At 69.7% G+C, this 18,369-nt stretch carries 19 protein-coding genes, 1 tRNA gene and 1 pseudogene; 6 read left to right on the top strand and 15 right to left on the bottom strand.

Annotated features, from left to right (window positions below):
- Nucleotides 1-31: 31 nt before the first annotated feature.
- The 3 genes from KQ310_RS09555 to KQ310_RS09545 are packed head-to-tail and all read right to left on the bottom strand — an operon-like array spanning nt 32 to nt 3,786.
- Nucleotides 32-1,405: a sensor histidine kinase KdpD gene (locus KQ310_RS09555; protein WP_259721529.1), complete on the bottom strand. Its 1,374-nt coding sequence runs from the start codon at nt 1,403-1,405 to the stop codon at nt 32-34.
- Nucleotides 1,405-2,697: a rod shape-determining protein RodA gene (rodA, locus tag KQ310_RS09550; RefSeq protein WP_259721528.1), complete on the bottom strand. Its 1,293-nt coding sequence runs from the start codon at nt 2,695-2,697 to the stop codon at nt 1,405-1,407. Before rodA ends, KQ310_RS09555 begins: the two co-directional genes overlap by 1 nt.
- 3 nt (nt 2,698-2,700) lie before the next feature.
- Nucleotides 2,701-3,786, bottom strand: coding sequence for an Mrp/NBP35 family ATP-binding protein (locus KQ310_RS09545; protein WP_259721527.1), 1,086 nt, complete (start codon nt 3,784-3,786; stop codon nt 2,701-2,703).
- A 192-nt stretch (nt 3,787-3,978) separates the two neighbouring features.
- Between KQ310_RS09545 and hemF the strand changes: the two genes are divergently transcribed.
- Complete coding sequence (gene hemF / locus KQ310_RS09540) at nt 3,979-5,004, top strand: oxygen-dependent coproporphyrinogen oxidase (RefSeq protein WP_259721601.1); 1,026 nt, start codon at nt 3,979-3,981, stop codon at nt 5,002-5,004.
- Here the strand turns inward: hemF and KQ310_RS09535 are convergent.
- Together KQ310_RS09535 and KQ310_RS09530 are read right to left on the bottom strand one after the other, a co-directional pair.
- Entirely contained in the window at nt 4,931-5,749 is an 819-nt protein-coding gene (locus KQ310_RS09535; protein ID WP_259721526.1) for a hypothetical protein, read from the bottom strand. The two genes, hemF and KQ310_RS09535, sit on opposite strands and share 74 nt — an antisense overlap.
- A gap of 119 nt (nt 5,750-5,868) precedes the next feature.
- Nucleotides 5,869-6,420, bottom strand: coding sequence for a cofactor assembly of complex C subunit B (locus KQ310_RS09530; protein ID WP_259721525.1), 552 nt, complete (start codon nt 6,418-6,420; stop codon nt 5,869-5,871).
- A 147-nt stretch (nt 6,421-6,567) separates the two neighbouring features.
- Here KQ310_RS09530 and KQ310_RS09525 point away from each other — a divergent pair, with 147 nt between their 5' ends.
- Nucleotides 6,568-7,233 (top strand): ribonuclease D, encoded by a 666-nt coding sequence (locus tag KQ310_RS09525; RefSeq protein ID WP_259721524.1) that lies wholly within the window; start codon nt 6,568-6,570, stop codon nt 7,231-7,233.
- An 81-nt stretch (nt 7,234-7,314) separates the two neighbouring features.
- On the opposite strand, the gene KQ310_RS09520 is transcribed toward KQ310_RS09525, so the two are convergent.
- Nucleotides 7,315-7,572, bottom strand: coding sequence for a hypothetical protein (locus KQ310_RS09520; protein ID WP_259721523.1), 258 nt, complete (start codon nt 7,570-7,572; stop codon nt 7,315-7,317).
- Nucleotides 7,573-7,632: 60 nt separating this feature from the next.
- On the bottom strand, nt 7,633-8,883 hold the full coding sequence (locus KQ310_RS09515; protein WP_259721522.1) for a lipid-A-disaccharide synthase-related protein: 1,251 nt from the start codon (nt 8,881-8,883) through the stop codon (nt 7,633-7,635).
- Nucleotides 8,884-8,927: 44 nt separating this feature from the next.
- Between KQ310_RS09515 and KQ310_RS09510 the strand changes: the two genes are divergently transcribed.
- Nucleotides 8,928-8,998: transfer RNA gene (locus KQ310_RS09510), tRNA-Cys, on the top strand.
- 281 nt (nt 8,999-9,279) lie between these two features.
- Here the strand turns inward: KQ310_RS09510 and KQ310_RS09505 are convergent.
- Together KQ310_RS09505 and KQ310_RS09500 are read right to left on the bottom strand one after the other, a co-directional pair.
- Nucleotides 9,280-10,164, bottom strand: coding sequence for a hypothetical protein (locus tag KQ310_RS09505; protein ID WP_259721521.1), 885 nt, complete (start codon nt 10,162-10,164; stop codon nt 9,280-9,282).
- 38 nt (nt 10,165-10,202) lie between these two features.
- Nucleotides 10,203-10,397: a hypothetical protein gene (locus KQ310_RS09500; protein WP_259721612.1), complete on the bottom strand. Its 195-nt coding sequence runs from the start codon at nt 10,395-10,397 to the stop codon at nt 10,203-10,205.
- 62 nt (nt 10,398-10,459) lie between these two features.
- Here KQ310_RS09500 and KQ310_RS09495 point away from each other — a divergent pair, with 62 nt between their 5' ends.
- The gene (locus KQ310_RS09495) at nt 10,460-11,434 is read left to right on the top strand and encodes an aldo/keto reductase (RefSeq protein WP_259721520.1); all 975 of its coding nucleotides are present in this window, start codon (nt 10,460-10,462) and stop codon (nt 11,432-11,434) included.
- 11 nt (nt 11,435-11,445) lie between these two features.
- Here the strand turns inward: KQ310_RS09495 and KQ310_RS09490 are convergent, their stop codons facing one another.
- Together KQ310_RS09490 and purM are read right to left on the bottom strand one after the other, a co-directional pair.
- On the bottom strand, nt 11,446-12,117 hold the full coding sequence (locus KQ310_RS09490) for a hypothetical protein (protein ID WP_259721519.1): 672 nt from the start codon (nt 12,115-12,117) through the stop codon (nt 11,446-11,448).
- Between the two features lie 133 nt (nt 12,118-12,250).
- On the bottom strand, nt 12,251-13,288 hold the full coding sequence (gene purM, locus KQ310_RS09485) for a phosphoribosylformylglycinamidine cyclo-ligase (RefSeq protein WP_259721600.1): 1,038 nt from the start codon (nt 13,286-13,288) through the stop codon (nt 12,251-12,253).
- Between the two features lie 435 nt (nt 13,289-13,723).
- Between purM and KQ310_RS09480 the strand changes: the two genes are divergently transcribed.
- On the top strand, nt 13,724-14,323 hold the full coding sequence (locus tag KQ310_RS09480) for a septal ring lytic transglycosylase RlpA family protein (RefSeq protein ID WP_259721518.1): 600 nt from the start codon (nt 13,724-13,726) through the stop codon (nt 14,321-14,323).
- 76 nt (nt 14,324-14,399) lie between these two features.
- A complete protein-coding gene (locus KQ310_RS09475; protein ID WP_399238088.1) occupies nt 14,400-15,974 on the top strand; it encodes a bifunctional pantoate--beta-alanine ligase/(d)CMP kinase in 1,575 nt (524 codons plus the stop codon).
- Between the two features lie 57 nt (nt 15,975-16,031).
- Here KQ310_RS09475 and KQ310_RS09470 read toward each other — a convergent pair whose 3' ends face one another.
- The 4 genes and pseudogenes from KQ310_RS09470 to KQ310_RS09455 form a co-directional block, all read right to left on the bottom strand.
- The gene (locus tag KQ310_RS09470; protein WP_259721517.1) at nt 16,032-16,565 is read right to left on the bottom strand and encodes a low molecular weight protein-tyrosine-phosphatase; all 534 of its coding nucleotides are present in this window, start codon (nt 16,563-16,565) and stop codon (nt 16,032-16,034) included.
- The gene (locus KQ310_RS09465) at nt 16,558-17,241 is read right to left on the bottom strand and encodes a HEAT repeat domain-containing protein (protein ID WP_259721516.1); all 684 of its coding nucleotides are present in this window, start codon (nt 17,239-17,241) and stop codon (nt 16,558-16,560) included. Before KQ310_RS09465 ends, KQ310_RS09470 begins: the two co-directional genes overlap by 8 nt.
- A gap of 12 nt (nt 17,242-17,253) precedes the next feature.
- On the bottom strand, nt 17,254-18,102 hold the full coding sequence (locus KQ310_RS09460; RefSeq protein WP_259721515.1) for a HEAT repeat domain-containing protein: 849 nt from the start codon (nt 18,100-18,102) through the stop codon (nt 17,254-17,256).
- Between the two features lie 145 nt (nt 18,103-18,247).
- Nucleotides 18,248-18,369, bottom strand: a pseudogene (locus KQ310_RS09455) (phycocyanin subunit alpha); the annotation flags it as partial.

Raw genomic sequence — 18,369 nt, 5'->3', positions numbered from 1 at the left:
CCGATCGCCAGGGCGCCCGAGACCCGCCCGTTCAGCACACGGGGAAGAAGACGGTGATATCGCTGCCGGAGCGCTCCGCCAGCCGTCCGCCCAGCCGATGGAACAGCCGCTGGGTGGCCTGCCGGCTGAGCTGCAGGCTGCCGGTTTCGGGGTCCCAGCTCAGCACGGGTCCCACCCGTCGACCGTCTTCGGGGCGCTGCGGCCGGGCCCCTTCGCTGCAGATCTGCAACTTGAGCCGATTGCCGGCAGGCTGGAGGCTGAGCCGCACCCGGCTGCCGCCGCTGAGGCCGCGGCTGAAGCGGTCCACCAGGCCGCCCAGCATCGTTTCCAGCCGGCTCGGATCGCTCAGCACCGGTGGCAGCTCATCGGCCAGCCGCAGCTCGAACTGCAGGCCGCGCCGTTCCAGCTGGCGCTGCCACAGCGGTTCCAGCTGGCGCAGCAGGGCACTCAGATCGGTGCGGGCCAGCCGTTCCCGTTCGCCATGGCCGCTCTCGTCGCTCTCGGGCTGGCGTTGCAGCTCGGCGGCGTGAAAGATCAGGCCGAAGCGATCGATCTGCTCGTTGCATTCGCCGTCGATCTGTTCGAGGCGCTCGCGCACCACGGCTGAGAGATCGCTGCGGCGCAGCAGCGAGCGGATCAGGGTCCGGATTGTGGCCAGGGGGGTCCGCACCTCATGGGTGAGCGCCTCCAGCAGGGCCAGTTCGCTGCTCACCGCCCGTGGGGTCTCGGCTCGGTTGCCGCCATGCACCAGCGGCTGCAGGGTGAGGCTGGGGGCGATCGTCCCCAGCCGCTCCGCCAGCCTCGGCCAGAAGCGCAGGGCGACATCCTCGGCATTGGCCAGGGGGCCCAGCTCCTGCAGGGAGCTGCGCAGGTCGGCGGCGGCGCTGGGGCGCTGCTGCTGCAGGCGCCGATCCAGCAGGGTCAGGGCGGCCGAGAGGCCGGCTGGATCGAAGCGGGCCACCAGTCGCCGCTCCCGGGGGGGGCCATCTAGGCAGAGGGCCACCTGCAGGCGTGGGGTGATCAGCAGCAGCAGGGGATCGCTGCCGTCGTCCTCGCTGAGCTGCAGCCGCTCGAACCCGGGAAGTTGTCCAGGCGCTGGTGTGCCCCTTGACCCGGCGGCGCCTGGCAGCAGGGGAGCGACGGGGCCCTGCAACCGCTCGAGGCTCTCCGGTGCCCACACCCAGCCCTTGAGGTGCTGCAGCAGCTCCGGTTCGTAGAGGGCGGGCAGGGGTGCCGCCAGCCAGAGGCCCCGCAAGGGGGGCTGCGGCAGCAGGAAATCCTCCTGCAGGGTGGCCAGGGCCGCCCACCACTGGCGGCGCACGCCGTCCTCGTCGCTGCGGCCTGCCGGTACGGCGGCGGCCAGGCTCTGGCGCAATGCCGCCAGCGTCGTGGAGCCGTGCTGCATCACCAGCGCCCGCGGCTGGCACGGGTCTGGCGGTTCACCGAGGCGCACAGGCCGAGGGCGATGAAATTCACCAACATCGCGAATCGCCCGTAACTCAGCCACGGCAGGGGAATGCCGGTGATCGGTCCGAGGCCGATGGTCATGTTGATGTTCACCACCACCTGGAACATCAGCATCGCCCCAACCCCCACCACCACCAGGGATTCGAAATCACTGGTGGCTTTGCCGGCGATCTGCAGCAACCGCCACATCAGCAGGGCAAAGCCGCCGACCACAAGCATGGTGCCCAGGAAGCCGGTCTCCTCTCCCAGGGCGCTGAAGATGAAATCGGTGTGTTGTTCCGGGATGAAGCGCAGCTTGGTGAGGTTGCCCTGCATCAATCCGGTGCCCCAGAGCCCGCCGGAGCCGATGCCCACCTTGCTCTGCAGCAGGTGATAGCCGCCGCCCAGGGGGTCCTTGGAGGGGTCGAGGAACATCACCAGACGATCCCGCTGGTGAGGCTTGAGGCCGTGGCTCCACAGCCATGGGGTGGCCACGGCAAACAGCCCCTGCACCGCCAGCACCACCGAGAGGGCCAGCCGCTTCCAGGGCAGGGAGCGCCAGGCGATCACTCCCATCAGCGGGATCCAGCCGGCCAGGGCCCAGGGCAGGGTGCCCGAGAGGATGGCGGTGAACAGGGGTGATAGCAGCAGCAGCACCCAGGCCAGGGGCATGCCGGCCCAGAACAGCATGGTGAGCAGCACGGCGCCGAAGACCAGGGAGGTGCCCAGATCCGGCTGGATGAACACCAGGATCCAGGGCAGTCCGATCACCATCGCCGGGCGCAGCAGATCAACCGGTCGCTCGACCGGGTAGCGCGACAGCACGCCGGCCAGCAGCAGGATCGCCGCCAGCTTGGCGAATTCGGAGGGCTGCACGTAGAAGCCACCGATGTTGATCCAGCTCTGGGCCCCCATGGCCGAGGTGCCGATCACGCGCACGGCGACCAGGCTGGCCACGGTCAGGCCGTAGATCGGCCACTGCAGGGTCTGCAGCCGCTTCAGCGGCACCCGGGCCAGCAGCAGGGCCAGCACCATCCCCACCGCCGCGGTGATCCAGTGCTGATACCACTCGGCGTAGGGGGCCTGGCGCTGGGTGCTGGCGATCAGAATGCCCGACACCAGGGTCATCGCCAGGGGAATGCCCCAGAGGATCAGGTCCACGTCCTGCAGCGGGCGACGGCGCCAGGCCCGTCGCTTCGAGAACAGGCCGCGGCGGCCCGCCGCGCTGGAGCGGGCCAGGGCGCTGGCCATGGATCAGGCCGCCGCCGGAGTGAGTGCCATCATCCGCTCGGCCAGGGCACCGAAGGCTTGGGCCGTCACCGATTCCGGGGCGCTGATCACCACCGGCAGGCCGCTGTCACCGCCCTCGCGCACGCTCATCTCCAGGGGCAGTTCCGCCAGCAGGGGAACACCGGCTTCATCGGCCAGGCGCTGGCCGCCGCCGCTGCCGAACAGGGCGTAGTGCTTGTCAGGCGCATCGGGGGGGATGAAGGCGCTCATGTTCTCCACCACGCCGAGCACGGTCACGCCCATCTGCAGGAACATCGCCAGGCCGCGGCGGGCATCCTGCAGCGACACCTGCTGGGGTGTGGTGACAATCACCACCCCGGCCATCGGTACGGCCTGGGCCAGGCTCAGCTGGGCATCGCCGGTGCCGGGGGGCAGGTCCACCACCAGCACGTCCCGTTCGCCCCAGTCGGCCTGATAGAGGAACTGGCGGATGATGCCGTTGAGCATCGGCCCCCGCCAGATCACCGGCTGGTTGTCCTGGATCAGCAGGCCCATCGACACCATGGCGATGCCACAGCTCTCGATCGGCACCAGGATCTGGCTGTCGCCACTGCCGCGCACCTCGGGGGTGCGGTCGGCCACGCCGAGCATGGTGGGGGCGTTGGGGCCGTAGATGTCCGCATCCAGCAGGCCCACCCGCAGGCCGCGGCGGGCCAGGGCGCAGGCCAGGTTCACGGCCACGGTGCTCTTGCCCACACCGCCCTTGCCGCTGCTTACGGCGATCACCTGGCGCACACCGGGGATGGCCTGCCGCTCCGGCAGCTGGCCCGGCCCATGGCCGGCGCCGCCGATCGGGGACCCCTGCTGCACCGGCTGGGCCAGTTCGATCTGCACGTCGTCGATGCCATCGAGGGCGAGCAGGGCGGCACGGGCCTCGGCCACGATCCGCTCCCGCTGACTGTTGGCGTAGCCCGGCAGCGCCAGCCGGAACACGGCTCGCCGCTCCTGCAGCCGCACCTGCTGGATCCACTCCAGCTCAATCAGGCCGCGGCCGCTGCCGGCATCCTGAAGGGCTTGGAGGGCGGCGTGCGCCTGGTCAGGGGTGGCCATGCCGGCGGGTCACTGGTGGCTGGATCCTAAGGAGAGCGCTGGCGGCCGCTGTCAGGCCGGGTCCGTCGCGCTTGCGATGCCCCTGGTGAAACAGCACACGAACCCGTGACAGACGCTCTCGAAGCCTTGTCTGGGGACCCGGCGGGCTGGAATGGTGAAGCCACCTTCCCAGCCCCAGCGGTGCCCGCCTTCATGGAGATGCCCCCCGCCGACTCCCGTGCCCGTGCCAAGGCCCTGCTGATGGGTCTGCAGGATTCGATCTGCGCCGGCCTGGAGCAGCTCGATGGCGAGGGCCGCTTTCAGGAAGAGAGCTGGGAGCGGCCCGAGGGCGGCGGCGGCCGTTCGCGGGTGATGAAGAACGGTCGGGTGTTCGAGCAGGGGGGCGTCAACTTCTCCGAGGTGGAGGGAGACCAGCTGCCGCCTTCGATCCTCAGCCAGCGTCCTGAGGCGGCGGGCCAGCGTTGGTTCGCGACCGGCACCTCGATGGTGCTGCATCCGCGCAATCCCTACATCCCCACGGTTCACCTCAACTACCGCTACTTCGAGGCGGGGCCGGTGTGGTGGTTCGGCGGCGGTGCCGACCTCACCCCGTATTACCCGTTCCTGGAGGATGCCCAGCATTTCCACCAGACGCTCAAGACCGCCTGCGATTCGGTGAATCCGGCCTACTACACGGTGTTCAAGCCCTGGTGCGACGAGTATTTCTTCCTGCGCCACCGGGCTGAGACCCGCGGCGTCGGCGGCATCTTCTACGACTATCAGGATCCCGGCGGCATGCTCTACAAGGGCCAGGATCCAGGCGGTCTGGCGGCGGCGGCCGCCACGGCGATCGGTCCGCTGCCCCAGACCTGGGAGCAGCTGTTTTCCCTGGCGAGCGCCTGTGGCAACGCCTTCCTGCCCAGTTATGTGCCGATCGCCGAGAAACGCCAGGACACCCCCTACGGCGAAAGGGAGCGCGACTTCCAGCTCTACCGCCGCGGCCGCTACGTGGAATTCAATCTGGTCTTCGACCGGGGCACGATCTTCGGCCTGCAGACCAATGGCCGCACCGAATCGATCCTGATGTCGCTGCCGCCGCTGGTGCGCTGGGAATACGGCTACACGCCCGAGGCGGGCAGCCGCGAGGCGCTGCTCACCGAGGTGTTCACCAGGCCGCAGAACTGGCTCGAGGACTCGACCCTCGTGGAGCGCTGCCAACCCCATCAGGCGGTGGGCTGAAGGGGCTCGTCACCCCGGCTCTGAGGGCCTCCACCACCCGGCCGGCGATCGCCTCGATCGTGGCCTGGCGGCGCTGCGGATCCCGCAGGCTGTCTTCCAGCGGGCCTTCCAACTTGCCGATTTCGAGGATGGCGATGCCGCGGCGCGGTGCTCCCAGGCCGCCTCGGTAGCCGAGGGGATAGGGCCCGAAGGCCGCCGCCAGGCTTTCATCCAGGCGTGAGCGGCTCCAGGGGGTCAGGGGTGGGATCAGGCCGGAGCCCACGCCATCGGGGCCGTAGGCGTCGTAGTGGATCTCCAGGGCATAGCCGCCCTGGGCCACATGGTTCCGCCCCACGCTCCAGTTGGTGCGCGGATCGTCCGCCTCGGCGATCGTGCGGGCCGGCGGCTCATAGAAGACGATGTTGAGGCCGCTCTGGCGGCCCAGCTCCACCACCGCCCTGGCGGTCAGCAGGTTCCAGTAGAGCTCGTCCCGCATGCTGGGATCCATCGGTGCGGCACCTCCCAGATCCACGGCGGCGCCGCTGGTGCCCGAGCCATTCATCGCTTGCGAATCGGCATGGCCTGCCATCACCAGGATCGGGATGGAGGGTGTCACGGGGCGAATCCCCAGCCAGTCCTTGGCCAGCCTGGAGCGCGGGCCCGTCAGGGGGTCGCTGCCTGGCATAAGGGGGGTGCGGGCCCCGGCCGCGCTCAGCAGCGGCGCCAGCAGCAGGGCCGTGAGCAGAGACAGACGCAGAACCCGCATGGGGGGTAAAGGGGGAGAAGGGAAACCGTGATGGTTGCGGGGATGGAACCGCTGCAATCAGGCAGGTGACGGTGGTGCTGTGTTTTGGATTGCTTGCTTCGGGAGGATGTTCGGATCGATCAGATCGGCGAACTGAGCAGGGCGCCGTCGCTGGCCAGCTCCAGCTGCGAACCCAGCTCCACTTCCAGGGCGATCAGTTCGTCCCGGTGGGCGCGCAGGCGCAGGGTGCTGCCGCTGGCCGACTCGTCGTTGATCAGGCGCAACTCGACGCTTTCGGCCCGCTCGGCGCGGCGCCGGTAGAGCAACCCCGCCGCCGGACCGAGCAGGGCCAGCAACAGCGGCCACCAGCCCAGGGCGGGCAGCAACTGGCGCAGCACCAGGCCGAGGCAGGCGGCGCCGATGCCTCCGAGCAGCGAGAGCAGCAGCGCCAGGGCGGTGCTGGAGCCCACCTGTCCCTGGAAGCGCAGCAGACGGAGATCCGGATCGCCGCCTGCCGATTGCCAGCCCCGCGCCGTGAGCCAGTCACTCAGGCCCTGCAGCACCTCCACCGGTGGCCGCGGCGAATGCACCTCCACCACGGTGGTGCGGTCTTTGCTGGCAGCCCGCAGGAAGAACACCAGCCCGATGGCCAGCAGCAGGGTGAGCAGGAAGGTGGAACCCAGGGTGGGCATGGCGGGGCAAGCAGCGTGCCGCCGGGCGGACGCGGTGTGAAGGATCCCCATTGTGGACGGAATGGGGAGTCCATGGATCCCGCCGCTCTTGACCGGCCTGCCTGAGCGGGCGCTCCATCACGATGGTGGGACCTGCCTGTCGCTGCCATGGCCCCGGCCCCCGGTTCCGCCCCCGCCCGTTTCGCCGTGTTTGACGGGGATCTCGATGCCGAGTGGCAGGCGCTCTACGCCGGAGCCCGGGCCCTGGCGGTGGATACGGAGGCGATGGGGCTGATCCACGGCCGCGACCGGCTCTGCCTGGTGCAGATCTGCGACGACCACGACAACGTCTGCTGCATTCGCCTGGCCCGCGGCCAGGACGCGGCGCCGCGGCTCCAGGCCCTGATGGAGAACCCGGCGATCGAAAAGGTGTTCCACTTCGCCCGCTTCGATGTGGCGGCCCTGGCCGAGAATCTCGACATCGCGGTGGATCCGATCTTCTGCACCAAGGTGGCCAGTCGCCTGGGCCGCACCTACAGCCCCAGGCACGGTCTCAAGGATGTGGTGCAGGAGCTCGTGGGGGTGGAGCTCGACAAGCAGGCCCAGAGTTCTGACTGGGGCCGGGTCGAAGACCTCAGCGAGGCCCAGCTGGCCTATGCCGCCGGGGATGTGCGCTATCTGCTGCCTGCCCGCGATCAGCTTGAGACCATGCTGAAGCGGGAAGACCGCTGGGATCTGGCGCTGCGTTGCTTTGGTTGTCTGCCGGTGTTCGCCGAGCTGGATCGCCACCGCTTTCCGCTCCTGTTCGAGCACTCCAGCGGCGGCAACCGCTGAGCCGCCAGTTCCGCGCCCAGTGCCGGCCTGATCTCAGCCTGATCTCAGACAGTTGTCTTTGCAGGCAGTGCACGTCCCGGTTCAGTCCTCATCGAGGAAATACTCCTCGCTGCTCACCGCCCCCAGCACCGAGGAGAGCAGAGCCTCGTTGTCGACTCCGCTGGCGATCACCTCCTCCAGCATCCGTTCGGCCAGCGCCACCTTGGAGGCCACGTCCCGCAGGGCTTCCTGGCTGGCCCGCACGTCCACCTTGCGGCGGGCGGAAGCGAGGCTCACCCCCAACCGGCTGGCCAGCCGGCCGCAGGCGGCGTTGTAGGTGCGGTCGGGAATGGCAACCATGGGCAGGGTCTGAGGCTCCGCTCATCATCCGCCGCAGCGGCGGACTGCCAGGGCCGGTGCTTACGCCAGCAGGTGCTGCCTGATCAGCTCCGCCAATCGCTGGCTACCGCCGGCGGGGCCCATGCGGCGGCGGCCGATGGTTCCCAGCCGCCGCCTCAGCTCCGGCTCGTCCAGCCAGCGCGTCGCCGTGCGGGCCAGTTCGGCAGGTGTGTGGCAGGGCAGCACCGCCCCACCCAGCAGGCGGGACTGGCGGCGGGCGAACCCCGGCTTGAACTGCGGCCCGGGGCCCGGCAGTGAGAGGGCCGGCACCCCCAGCCCCACCAGCTGCTCGGTGGCGGTTCCGGCGGTGGCGAGCCCCAGCTCGCACCAGGCCGCCCAGCGGCCGAAGCAGCCTGGACCCACCAGCAGGTCGATGCTGCCCGCCCGCCAGCGGTCCCGCGCTCCGATCGCGTCCTGCTCCGCGCTCAGGCAGGCGCTGCTGAAGCCAGCCCGGCGCAGCAGCGGGGCCAGCTCCGCGCTGGTGGGCTGGTTGCCGCAGGCCAGCAGCAGGTGGAGCGGGCCGTTGACCCGCACCTGCAGCGCGGCTTCGAGCAGACGCTCCAGATTGCCGAGCGCTTCCGGCAGGCGGCTGCCGGGCAGCAGCAACAGTCGCCGACCGTGGCGCAGGCCGATGGGCGCGGCCTCGGCCTGGAAGCCATCCATCATCGGGTTGCCCGGGGCGAGGGCGGCGACGCCGTGGCGCCGCAGGCCGCGGGCCGTGAGCCGGTCGCGCACGGCCACCAGACGACAGGGAGCGGCGCGCATCAGCGCCCATTCCCACGGATCCCATTCACTGCCCTTGCAGCGGTGATAGCGGTCGTCGAGGCCGGGCCGGCCCCAGCCCGGTGGCGGCGGCGTGGCCCAGGTGGCGTCGCTCTTGGGGGTGCCCACGAAGCCGTAGGGGCCGCCGCCGCTCCAGGCCAGCAGCAGGGGCAGCAGATCCCCCACCGCCAGCACCGGATGGCCGGCCTGTCCCCAGCGCCGCACCCAGCGCCACTGCCGTAGGGAGAGGAGGGGCAGGCCGGCCCGCAGGTCACGCAGCAGGCCCCGCAGGCTCTGGTTGCTGAAGCCACCACTGGGCAGGGAGCGGCGGGGGCCCACCACCTGCAGCCAGCCGGCGGCTTCGGCCGCCGCGTAGGTCTGGCCAAGGCCCACCAAGGCCATCACCGTCAGCTGGCAGTCCGGTTGCTGCTCCCGCAGGGCCTCAAGGATGCGCAGGGCGATCAGATCCTCGCCGTGGCCGTTGCTCAGGACCAGCAGACGGGAGGGCATGCCATGGCTGATACGATCCGCTGCAGGGAGTTTGCTCCCCGGTCGGCGGCATGGCCAAGTGGTAAGGCAGAGGATTGCAAATCCTTTACCCCCAGTTCGAATCTGGGTGCCGCCTTGATGATCCGAACTCCATCCGGAGTTCATGCTGGTGCTGAGCTCGATCTCCAGCTTCTGGGCCGTGTGGCCGCGAGCCTGCGCTCAGGTGAAGATGCCGAACACCACCGAGAGCAGTGCGAATCCGACGGCGCCCACCAGGGCAAGCAGCGATGTGGTGTGGAGCATGACGTCCTCCGATGGGCCAATCCTAAAGGAAATCTGTAGGCCCGCCAGTGGTTGTTGCAACCCTTTGCGGGGCACTCGGTGAACGCCCTCGGTGGTCGCACTCAGGGGTCGCACTCAGTGGTTGCCCTCAACGCGCCAGAGCCCACCGTCCCCGTCATGGGCTTCGCAGAGGAAGTGGTGTCGATCGAGGCGGCACTCCCCCCGGGCCAGGCGGCTGCTGGGCAGCCTGGTGATCAACCCCTGCTCGTCGTAGCTGCGGCTGGCGACCGTGCTCACCTTCACCAGCAGGGGCCATTGGGGGCTGCACCGACCTTCCTGGCACTGCAGGGAGGCGCTACCTGGCTCAAGGAATCCCACGAAGATCAGTTGCTCGCTGGCGAAGCGGGAGCCACGCCCGCTGCCGATGACCTGGATGCTGAGCAGTCCTTCCATCAGCTGATCGAGCCGCAGGCTCTGGCAGCCCCGGTTCGTCTTGGCGCCGTCTGCTGGTTCCCCCACCAGCAGGTGGGCGCTGCTGCCGTGGTTGGCCTTCGGTAGAGCCGCTGCCTTCAGCGGGGCCGCCGCAGCTCTCGCGGGTGTCTTGGCAGGGGCGGCAGAGGGCTCGCTGGTCGTCCCCGAGGGCGTGTCACTGTCCCCAGGGCCCCTTGCGGTGCTCTCCTCCAGGCTTGGCAGGGGCGGAGGGGGGTGTGGAGGCCGCGGCCTCTTCAAGAATTGCTCGGCGCTTGCGTCTTGCGTCCGGTTGGCAGGACGGGCTGCCCCGACGCGTTGGGTCACTCGAGCCGCCCGCTGTGGCGCAGGCGCATCAGGTTGGGCTGGTGCCACCTCAAGACTGAGCGCTTGCCACTGGCAGTCGCGCACGGCTGTTTCCCAGCGACCGAAGTCTTCCGGGGGCTTGCCTGCTGCCGCATCGGCCACGAGAACACCGCTGGCCCCGAAGCTCAGGCAGAGCGCCATGGCGATCGCCGCTCTCACCAGATTCGGCACGCTGCGCCTCGGCATCGTGGCACCGCTGCCGGTGTTGGCGGCTTTTCCGAGACTCAGTAGCCCGAATCAGCCACGCAGATGCCCTGGCAGCTGATGTCGTTGCTGGCAGTGCGGCCGCAGTGCTGACAAAGCACACGATCAGGCTGGTGGTGCACGGCTGGGTCTGCAGGCTTGGCAGCCAGCGCCACCGCCGCGCCGGCTGTGGCGCTGGCCTGAGCCGCGCTGGGTTCTGCGGGCAGGGAGGACATCGGGCTGGGGGCAGTGGGGAGCGGCACACGATCATGGCGTTTCCGTTCATGGGGTTCGGGAGATGGCGCTGCAGACCGCCCAGCCGGGGATCGGTGTCGGCACCTGGGCCTGGGGTAACCGGCTCCTCTGGGGCTACGAGCCCTCCCAGGATCCCCAGCTGGAGGCCACCTTCCGGCAAGCCCTGGCCCGGGGCCTGCAGTTCTTCGATACGGCGGATTCCTACGGCACGGGCCGCTTCGATGGCCGCAGCGAGGAGCTGCTGGGCCGCTGTTGCGCGGCCCTCTCGCCCCTGGAACAGCAGCGCCTCACCGTGGCCACCAAGCTGGCTCCCTTCCCCTGGCGCTGGGGTCGGGGGGGATTCCGCCGGGCATTCGCCGCTTCGCGCCGGCGACTCCAGGGAAAACTGGACCGGGTCCAGCTGCACTGGAGCACGGCCCGGTATGCGCCCTGGCAGGAAGCGCCGCTGCTTGAAGGCCTCGCCGATCTGGTGAGCGCAGGAGAGGTGGCCGGTCTGGGGTTGTCGAACATGGGGCCGCGGCGCCTGCGGCAGGTGCAGGCCCGTCTGGCAGAACGCGGTATCCCGATCCTCAGCCTGCAGGTGCAGCTCTCCCTGCTTGCCCCTGAGCCGCTCGCTGCTGATGGGGTGGCGGCGGTCTGTCGCGAGCTGGGCATCGCCCTGATCGCCTACAGCCCCCTGGCCCTTGGGGTGCTCGGCCAGTCCCCTGGAGAGGTGGCGCCATCGCTCTCGGGACCCCGGGGCGCCCTGCAGCGGCGGCTGTTGCCGGCGGCCCAACCGCTGCTGCAGGCCCTGCAGGAGATCGCCGGCTTCCGCAGCGCCACGCCAGCGGCGGTGGCGCTCAATTGGTGCCGGGCCCATGGCGCCATGCCGATTCCTGGGCTGCGGCGACCGGAGCAGGTCGATGCGGCAGCGGCGGCCCTGTCCTGGACGCTGAGCGAGGCGGAGCGTCAGAGGCTGGATGCTCTCGCCCTTGCCAACCGGGTCCGCATGCCTGGCAATCCCTTCCAGAGCGGCTGAGCCGATCTGGATCAGCCGATCGCTTCGGCCGGTTCGGGGGCTGGGGTGAGGACCACCGGCAGGGCGCGTGGGCGCTCCTCGGCTGCCGCCACCACGACCGGACCATCCAGCCGCCGCAGCAGGGGCGCTGGCGAACCTCCGGTTTCAGTCGCTTCGCTCGGTTCGCTCTCCTCGGACCCATCCGGCCCGCAGGCTTCCAATGCCTCCTGCAGCAGGGAGTCGAAGGTGGCGCCGGGCAGCCGGTGGCGTGCCACTTCCAGGAAGGCGCGGGCCAGGGATTCGCCGGCGGCGGCCCGCAACGCCGGGTTGCTGCGCCGCAGTTCCTGCTCCTCCTGAATGGCGCCGATGAACCGTTCGGTCACGTCCCGCTTGGTCGAGGCCCGGATGCGGGTGTCCTGCTCGGCTTCGCTGAGGGACACCTGGCTTTCGAGTTCCTCCAGACGCCGCCGCAGGCTTTCCAGCACCTCCTGCGCCTCCTTGGACACGTGGGCCAGCTGGCCATCCGACAGCCGCGGCAGATCGGCCACGTAGACCTTTCCATGATCCCGCAGGGCCAGGAAGGTGGGCCGCAGGCCACCGCTGCGAGGCCCGGTGAATCCTTCGCGGGGGCGTTGTGGACGGACCGGAGGCCTGGGCCCGGCGGAGCTACGTCGCCGGGTGATGCGTTTGGAGGTATCGAACATGGTTCAGAAAACGAATGACATTCGGCGCGCAGCGACCGCAGGCCTCGCTGCCGTGTCCCGCGGGAACGGAGGAGCGGACGCTGGGGAAGGTTAAGCAGGGCGGATGACCCCACCGGCGCAATGGCGGCTGGGTTCAGTACGGCAAACCGGCCAGTGGAGCCTCCTCTGGCGCCTCGCCTTGCCGCACCTCTCCGAGCAGCCAGGCCTGGTGGCCCAGGTCGCGGCAGGCCTCAAGCACCGCCTCGCTGGCTGTCTGCGGCACCACAAGGCAGAAGCCCACCCCGAGGTTGAAGGTGTTCCAGAGGTCGGCTTCGGGCACCTCGCCGCTCTGCTGCAGCCAGCGGAACAGGGCCGGTCGCTCCCAGCTGCCGGCCTCGATGGCGGCATGGAGCCCGTTCGGCAGGCAGCGGGGCAGGTTCTCCGGCAGGCCTCCACCGGTGATATGGGCCATGCCGTGCAGCGGCAGGCGCCGCTGCCGCAGTCCCGTCACCAGGGATCCATAGAGGCGGGTGGGTTGCAGCAGGCTGTCGATCAGGGGCTCTCCGGTCTGGGGCAGCCGTGTGTCCGGGGTGACGTGGTTGATCTCCAGGATGCGGCGCACCAGGCTGAAGCCGTTGCTGTGCACGCCACTGCTGGCCACCGCCAGGATCCGGTCGCCCGCCTGCACCGCCCGCCCGTCGATCAACTCGTCTTCCTCCACCACGGCCACGCAGAAGCCGGCCAGGTCGTAGCGGCCGGGGCCGTAGAAGCCGGGCATCTCCGCCGTTTCGCCGCCCAGCAAGGCGCAGCCGCTCTGGCGGCAGCCGTCGGCGATGCCTTCCACCACGGCCGCCATCGCCTCGGGGCTGAGCTTGCCGGTGGCGATGTAGTCGAGAAAGAAGAGGGGTTCGGCGCCGCTGGTGATCACGTCGTTGACGCACATGGCCACCAGGTCGATGCCGACGGCGTGATGGCGGCCATGGGCCTGGGCCAGCTCCAGCTTGGTGCCCACCCCATCGGTTCCTGACACGAGCAGCGGGCGCTTGAGGCCCTCGGGCAGGCGGCAGAGCCCGCCGAAGCCGCCCAGGCCACCCACCACCTCCGGGCGGCGGGTGGATTCAACGCTGCTGCGGATGCGATCAACGAAGGCTCGCCCCGCCACCACATCCACTCCAGCCGTGCGGTAATCCATCCAGGAGGGCTCCGGTCGTCGCTCGTCTGCCACCGATCCTGCCGCTTCTCGCTCCCCACCCCCTGCGTCCGCCCTCCAGGCGCCCAACTACCCATGAAGGCGGTGGCCGATTCCCAGATCGGCACAAATTTCGATCAGTGCAGCTTATGGAGGCGATTGGTCTTGCTGATGGCCCGGGACTGGCAAAGGGCCGAGGAAGCCTGTAGGTGTCAAGAATCTGGCGAATGATGACAGTTCCTGATCAGCAGTTGCCTGTCCATGGCTAACCAATTTGCTGGTGCAGTGCGGTTAAGTTCGGCTCGTTGTGATTTCCCGATAGGAACTCCGCCGACGGCTTCTTCCTCCTTCTCTTCCAAAATCGAGGTTCGAAGTCATCGTCAACTGGTCACCTGAATCCTTGGTGACCGTTGCATGGTGCGGCGAGTTTCGCCTGTTATGCGAGCAACATTTTCCCTCGGTGTTCTCACCGCCCTGATTTCTGGCGCCGGTTCTGTCTTCCCCGCCATCGCGGATGTCGGCAGAAGCACTCCTCTCTCTTTGAATGGTGCCCTTGACGGCCTTTCCGTCGATGTGGCTCCCGTCAAAGGGTCTTCGGATCTCGCGCTGGCGTCGTCGTCTGTGCAGAGCCCGGCTGTTGCCATTCGCCAGATCGAGGAGTCTGCGACTCCTGCCAGGCCGTCGTTGATGCAGCAGGCTCCGATCGTGCCTCTGGCCTCGGCTCCCGTCCGTCTTCCCGAAGTGGCGCAGGTGCTCAGCGGCCAGGCCAGCTGGTACGGGCCCGGCTTCTTCGGCAACCGCACCGCCAGTGGTGAAGTGTTCCGCCCTGGCACCCTCACGGCTGCCCACCGCACCCTCCCCTTCGGCACCAAGGTGCGGGTCACCAACCTCAGCAATGGCCGCAGCGCTGTGGTTCGCATCAATGACCGCGGTCCTTTCCACGGCAACCGGGTGATCGACCTGGCCCATGGCGCGGCTCGGGATCTCGGTGTCGTCGCCAGCGGTGTTGCTTCGGTCAAGCTCGAAGTCCTGCGCTGAGCCCTTGGCGGCCTCAGCCCCCTGGCCCATCCGTCAATCTGGCGGATGGGCTTTTGCTGTTGATCCTGTGTCCCGCTTGCCCCTTCCCCTGCTCACGTCGCGAACGGAGCTGAGGCGCTGGTGCGCCGAGATCCGCGCCTCGGGTCGCCCACTCCACTTCGTGCCCACCATGGGGGCGCTGCACCGGGGCCATCAGGAATTGATCCGTCGGGCGGCTCGGGGGGTGGGCTCCAGTTCACCGGCCGTGCTGGTGAGTGTGTTCGTCAACCCGCTGCAGTTCGGCGCCGGTGAGGATTTCGAGCGCTATCCGCGGGATCTGACGGCCGACGCCGACCTGGCGGCGGCGGCGGGCACCGACGCCCTGTTTGCTCCGGATGCGGACGAGATCGTTCCGGGTGGTGAGGCGGCCCTCACCCGCATCCAGCCGCCGGCCCTGCTGCAGGCCTCGCTCTGTGGTCGCCAGCGCCCCGCTCACTTTGAGGGGGTGGCCACCGTGGTGGCTCGCTTGCTGGCGCTGGTGCGTCCTGATCGGCTCCTGCTGGGGGAGAAGGACTGGCAGCAGCTGGTGATCCTGCGCCGTGTGGTGGCGGATCTGGCCCTGCCGCTGACCGTGCAGGGCTGCGGCACCGTGCGGGACCCTGATGGGCTGGCCTGCAGCTCCCGCAATCGCTACCTCAGCCCGGCGGAGCGGCAGCAGGCGGCGACGCTCCCCGCTGCCCTGGCCCGGGCCACTGAGCTCTATCGCCGCGGTGAGCGGCAGGCCGCTCCTTTGCTGGAGGCTGTCCGGGCGCCGTTGGAAGCGGCGGGCTTGGCAGTGGAGTATGTGGAGCTGGTGGAGCCCCATGGACTCCAGCCTCTGCTGCAGGCGGGCCCGCTCGGCCTGCTGGCGGTGGCTGCCCGCTGCGGCTCCAGTCGCCTGATCGATCACACCTTTCTGATGCGCCGCTCCCCGATCGTTGCCATCGATGGCCCCGCCGGTGCCGGCAAAAGCACCGTGACCCGTGCCTTCGCCCAGCGGCTGGGCCTGCTCTACCTCGATACGGGGGCGATGTACCGGGCCCTCACCTGGTGGGTGCAGCGCCAGGGCCTCGATCCGGCCGCTCTCGCCGGCCTGGCCTCGCAGCTGCAGGCCCTCGAACTGCAGCTGAGCCTGGCGGAGGACGGCAGCCAGCGGGTCACGATCGATGGGCACGATGTGACCGAGGCGATCCGCGCCCCCGAGGTGACGGCCCTGGTGTCGCAGGTGGCGGCCCAGCCCTGCGTTCGCGACGTACTCACACGCCAGCAGCAGGCGCTGGGCCGCAGGGGAGGCCTGGTGGCGGAAGGCCGCGACATCGGCACCGCCGTGTTCCCCGACGCCGAGCTGAAGGTGTTCCTGACCGCCACGCCGGCGGAGCGGGCCCGCCGGCGCGCCCTGGATCTTGAGCAGCGGGGATTCGCGGTGCCGCCCCTGGCGGAGCTGGAAGCGCAGATCGCCGAGCGGGATCATCTCGACTCCACCCGTGCCGTGGCGCCGTTGCTGCAGGCCGAGGATGCGGTCGCTCTGGTCACCGATGGTCTGACGATCGAGGCCGTGATTCAGCGGCTCGTCGACCTGTTCCGCGAGCGGGTGCCAGAGGATGCCTGGCCCGCTGTGCCCCTGCAGGATTGACCAGCGCCTGCAGGGCAGCGGGGCTGCTGATGCGATGGGCAGCCCCGGCTGCCTGTCTCACTCCAGACTGCGGCGCAGCTCCTCCAGCAGGCCGCCGCAGGCATCTTCGAGCAGATCCAGGACCTGCTCGAAGCCCTCGTCGCCGCCGTAGTAGGGATCCGGCACCTCCCGCGCCCTGAAGCGGCGGCAGTGGTTGGTGATCGGTTCGATCAGGGCGCCACCGTGGGCTGCCCCATCCCCGTCTGTTCCCTCTGCGCCTGTCCTTTCTGATCCCTTCCGTCCTGGGCGGGCCAGACTCTTCACCGCCCTGAGGTTGTCCTCGTCCATCGTCAGGATGCGATCGAAGCGGTCCAGGTCAGCGCGCTCGATCTGGCGGGCCCGGCTTGGCAGAGCAATGCCGCGCCGGGCCGCGGCGGCCCGCATCCTGGGGTCGGCCTGCCGGCCCACGTGCCAGCCGCCGGTGCCGGCCGAATCCACCACGACGGCCTGCTCCAGGCCCTCGCGGGCCAGCAGATGCAGAAACACCCCCTCCGCAGCGGGGGAGCGGCAGATATTGCCGAGGCAGACGAACAGCAGACGCGGTTCAGCCATGCTGCGCCTCCAGGCGGTGGATGGCTTGCTCCGCCCGCAGGCGCACCACGGCCGTGGCCTCAAGGTGGCTCTCCCTGAGACCCTCCAGCGCCTGGCGCAGCCGTGGCCGTAGCTCCGCGGTGGGGCTCAGCTCGGCGGCCAGGGATTCCAGGCCCACCACCACGGCGTAGCGCACCACCCATTCGCCATCGCCGCAGCTCGCCTCCAGGGCTCCCAGGCAACGCTGCACGAGGGCGGCACGGGGGGCTTCCGCCAGCTCCTGCATCTTCAGCTGACCGAGCCCCCGGGCGGCAGCACGGCGCACGCTCGGTCCGATGTCCTGGGCCAGGGCGTCTTCGAGCACCTCCAGGCCCCGCACGTCGCCGATGCCGGCCAGGGCACGCACGGCCCAGGCCCGAGCGCCGTAGTTGTAGCCATCGAGATTGGTCAGGATCGCCTCCACGGCCTGGTTCCCCAGGGCGATCAGGCCATCCACCGCGGCCACGGCGGCGCCGGGATTGTTGAAGCCGAGCACGTCCACCAGGCAGGGGGCAGCGGCAGGGTGGGCGGCGGCGGCGAGGGCCTGGGTGGCCTGCAGCAACTCCAGGGCGGTGCTGGCCTGTTCCACCCGCTCGATCAGCTCCTGCGTGAGCTGGAGATCGGCGGTTTCGCCCGTCGTTGAAGCGGGAAGCGTCATCGGTTCAGGCTCTCAGAGCAGGGCATCCATCGCCTCCAGCACCGCTGCAATCTCAGAATCGACCTGGGTGGCGGCATCGTCGCCCTGCTCCACCAGGCCCCGCAGGGCAATCAGCTTGAGGCTGTTCTCCGCCAGGGTGGCGGCAATGGGCTGCAGGGCAGGCCGCCAGCCCGCCGCTCCCAGGTCCATCAGGGCGGCGCGCCGCACCTGCAGCTGGGGATGCTGCAGCAGCACGACCAGCTGCTCCCCCCAGTGGGCCTCGCCGGTGAGCTGCAGCAGGGCGCGGCAGGCCGCGCTGCGGATCAGCGGGCGTTCGTGCTCCACGAAGGGACGGATCACCGCCACAACTTCGTCGCTGGCCACACCGATGTCCCCCAGGGCCTCCAGCAGGGCCTCGCAGGGTTCCACCAAGCGGGGGCTGTTGCTCTGCTGGGCGCCGGCCCCCGCTGGTCCACTGGCCAGGCGTCGCCGCAAGGGCTCGACGGCAATGGCGGCCCTGAGGTCACCGAGGGCTCGTGCCGCCGCCTCCCGCAGTCCATCATCCGGGTCGTCCAGGGTCTCGAGCAGGTCGCCGATGGCCGGGGTGGCGGCCGGTCCGAGCTTGCCCAGGGCCCGGGCGGCGTTCCGTGCCACCGCGTTCTCTTCGACGCCGGCTCCGGGGTCACGGGCGCGTCGCTGTTGCAGGGCGAACTGCAGCAGGGGCACGGTGTCGGGATGGCTGCTGCGCGCCCGCCCCAGCCACCAGGCGGCGTAGTACTGGGCCGAGGGATCGTCGCTGCACCGGAGGCGCCGCAGCGCTTCCGCCTCGTCGATCGGATCGCCCTCCGCTGGGATGGCCTGGGAATCGCCGCTGCCGCTCATGGCCCGCAGACTGCTGCTCAGATGCTGCCGATGCTGACAGCCGCAGCCTCCTGGCGAAGCGCCTGCGCAACAAAAAAGCCCCCCGTGAGGGGGGCTTGAGAGCAGGGAGCGAACGAACCTCAGGGAACGAAGGCTCGGAGCGGGATCAGACGAGGGCCGCGATGGCGTAGTCGATGTAGTTGTTGGCGATGACGCCGGGATCGCCGGAGACGCCGTGGTTGGCCTTGATGTAGTTCAGGGCTTCGACGTACCAGGAGGGGGACAGTT

It is taken from the genome of Synechococcus sp. CS-1328 (genome assembly GCF_025128095.1).
Lineage (GTDB): Bacteria > Cyanobacteriota > Cyanobacteriia > PCC-6307 > Cyanobiaceae > CBW1002.
This window is presented reverse-complemented; position numbering and strand designations above follow the sequence as displayed.

Coding starts and splice junctions, on each gene's coding strand:
- KQ310_RS09460 (WP_259721515.1), bottom strand. CDS start 18,102: ATGAGCGGCAGCGGCGATTCCCAGGCCATCCCAGCGGAGGGCGATCCG.
- KQ310_RS09530 (WP_259721525.1), bottom strand. CDS start 6,420: ATGCCCACCCTGGGTTCCACCTTCCTGCTCACCCTGCTGCTGGCCATC.
- KQ310_RS09525 (WP_259721524.1), top strand. CDS start 6,568: ATGGCCCCGGCCCCCGGTTCCGCCCCCGCCCGTTTCGCCGTGTTTGAC.
- KQ310_RS09520 (WP_259721523.1), bottom strand. CDS start 7,572: ATGGTTGCCATTCCCGACCGCACCTACAACGCCGCCTGCGGCCGGCTG.
- KQ310_RS09495 (WP_259721520.1), top strand. CDS start 10,460: ATGGCGCTGCAGACCGCCCAGCCGGGGATCGGTGTCGGCACCTGGGCC.
- purM (WP_259721600.1), bottom strand. CDS start 13,288: ATGGATTACCGCACGGCTGGAGTGGATGTGGTGGCGGGGCGAGCCTTC.
- rodA (WP_259721528.1), bottom strand. CDS start 2,697: ATGGCCAGCGCCCTGGCCCGCTCCAGCGCGGCGGGCCGCCGCGGCCTG.
- KQ310_RS09535 (WP_259721526.1), bottom strand. CDS start 5,749: ATGCGGGTTCTGCGTCTGTCTCTGCTCACGGCCCTGCTGCTGGCGCCG.
- KQ310_RS09480 (WP_259721518.1), top strand. CDS start 13,724: ATGCGAGCAACATTTTCCCTCGGTGTTCTCACCGCCCTGATTTCTGGC.
- KQ310_RS09465 (WP_259721516.1), bottom strand. CDS start 17,241: ATGACGCTTCCCGCTTCAACGACGGGCGAAACCGCCGATCTCCAGCTC.
- hemF (WP_259721601.1), top strand. CDS start 3,979: ATGGAGATGCCCCCCGCCGACTCCCGTGCCCGTGCCAAGGCCCTGCTG.
- KQ310_RS09470 (WP_259721517.1), bottom strand. CDS start 16,565: ATGGCTGAACCGCGTCTGCTGTTCGTCTGCCTCGGCAATATCTGCCGC.
- KQ310_RS09500 (WP_259721612.1), bottom strand. CDS start 10,397: ATGTCCTCCCTGCCCGCAGAACCCAGCGCGGCTCAGGCCAGCGCCACA.
- KQ310_RS09545 (WP_259721527.1), bottom strand. CDS start 3,786: ATGGCCACCCCTGACCAGGCGCACGCCGCCCTCCAAGCCCTTCAGGAT.
- KQ310_RS09505 (WP_259721521.1), bottom strand. CDS start 10,164: ATGCCGAGGCGCAGCGTGCCGAATCTGGTGAGAGCGGCGATCGCCATG.
- KQ310_RS09515 (WP_259721522.1), bottom strand. CDS start 8,883: ATGCCCTCCCGTCTGCTGGTCCTGAGCAACGGCCACGGCGAGGATCTG.
- KQ310_RS09555 (WP_259721529.1), bottom strand. CDS start 1,405: ATGCAGCACGGCTCCACGACGCTGGCGGCATTGCGCCAGAGCCTGGCC.
- KQ310_RS09490 (WP_259721519.1), bottom strand. CDS start 12,117: ATGTTCGATACCTCCAAACGCATCACCCGGCGACGTAGCTCCGCCGGG.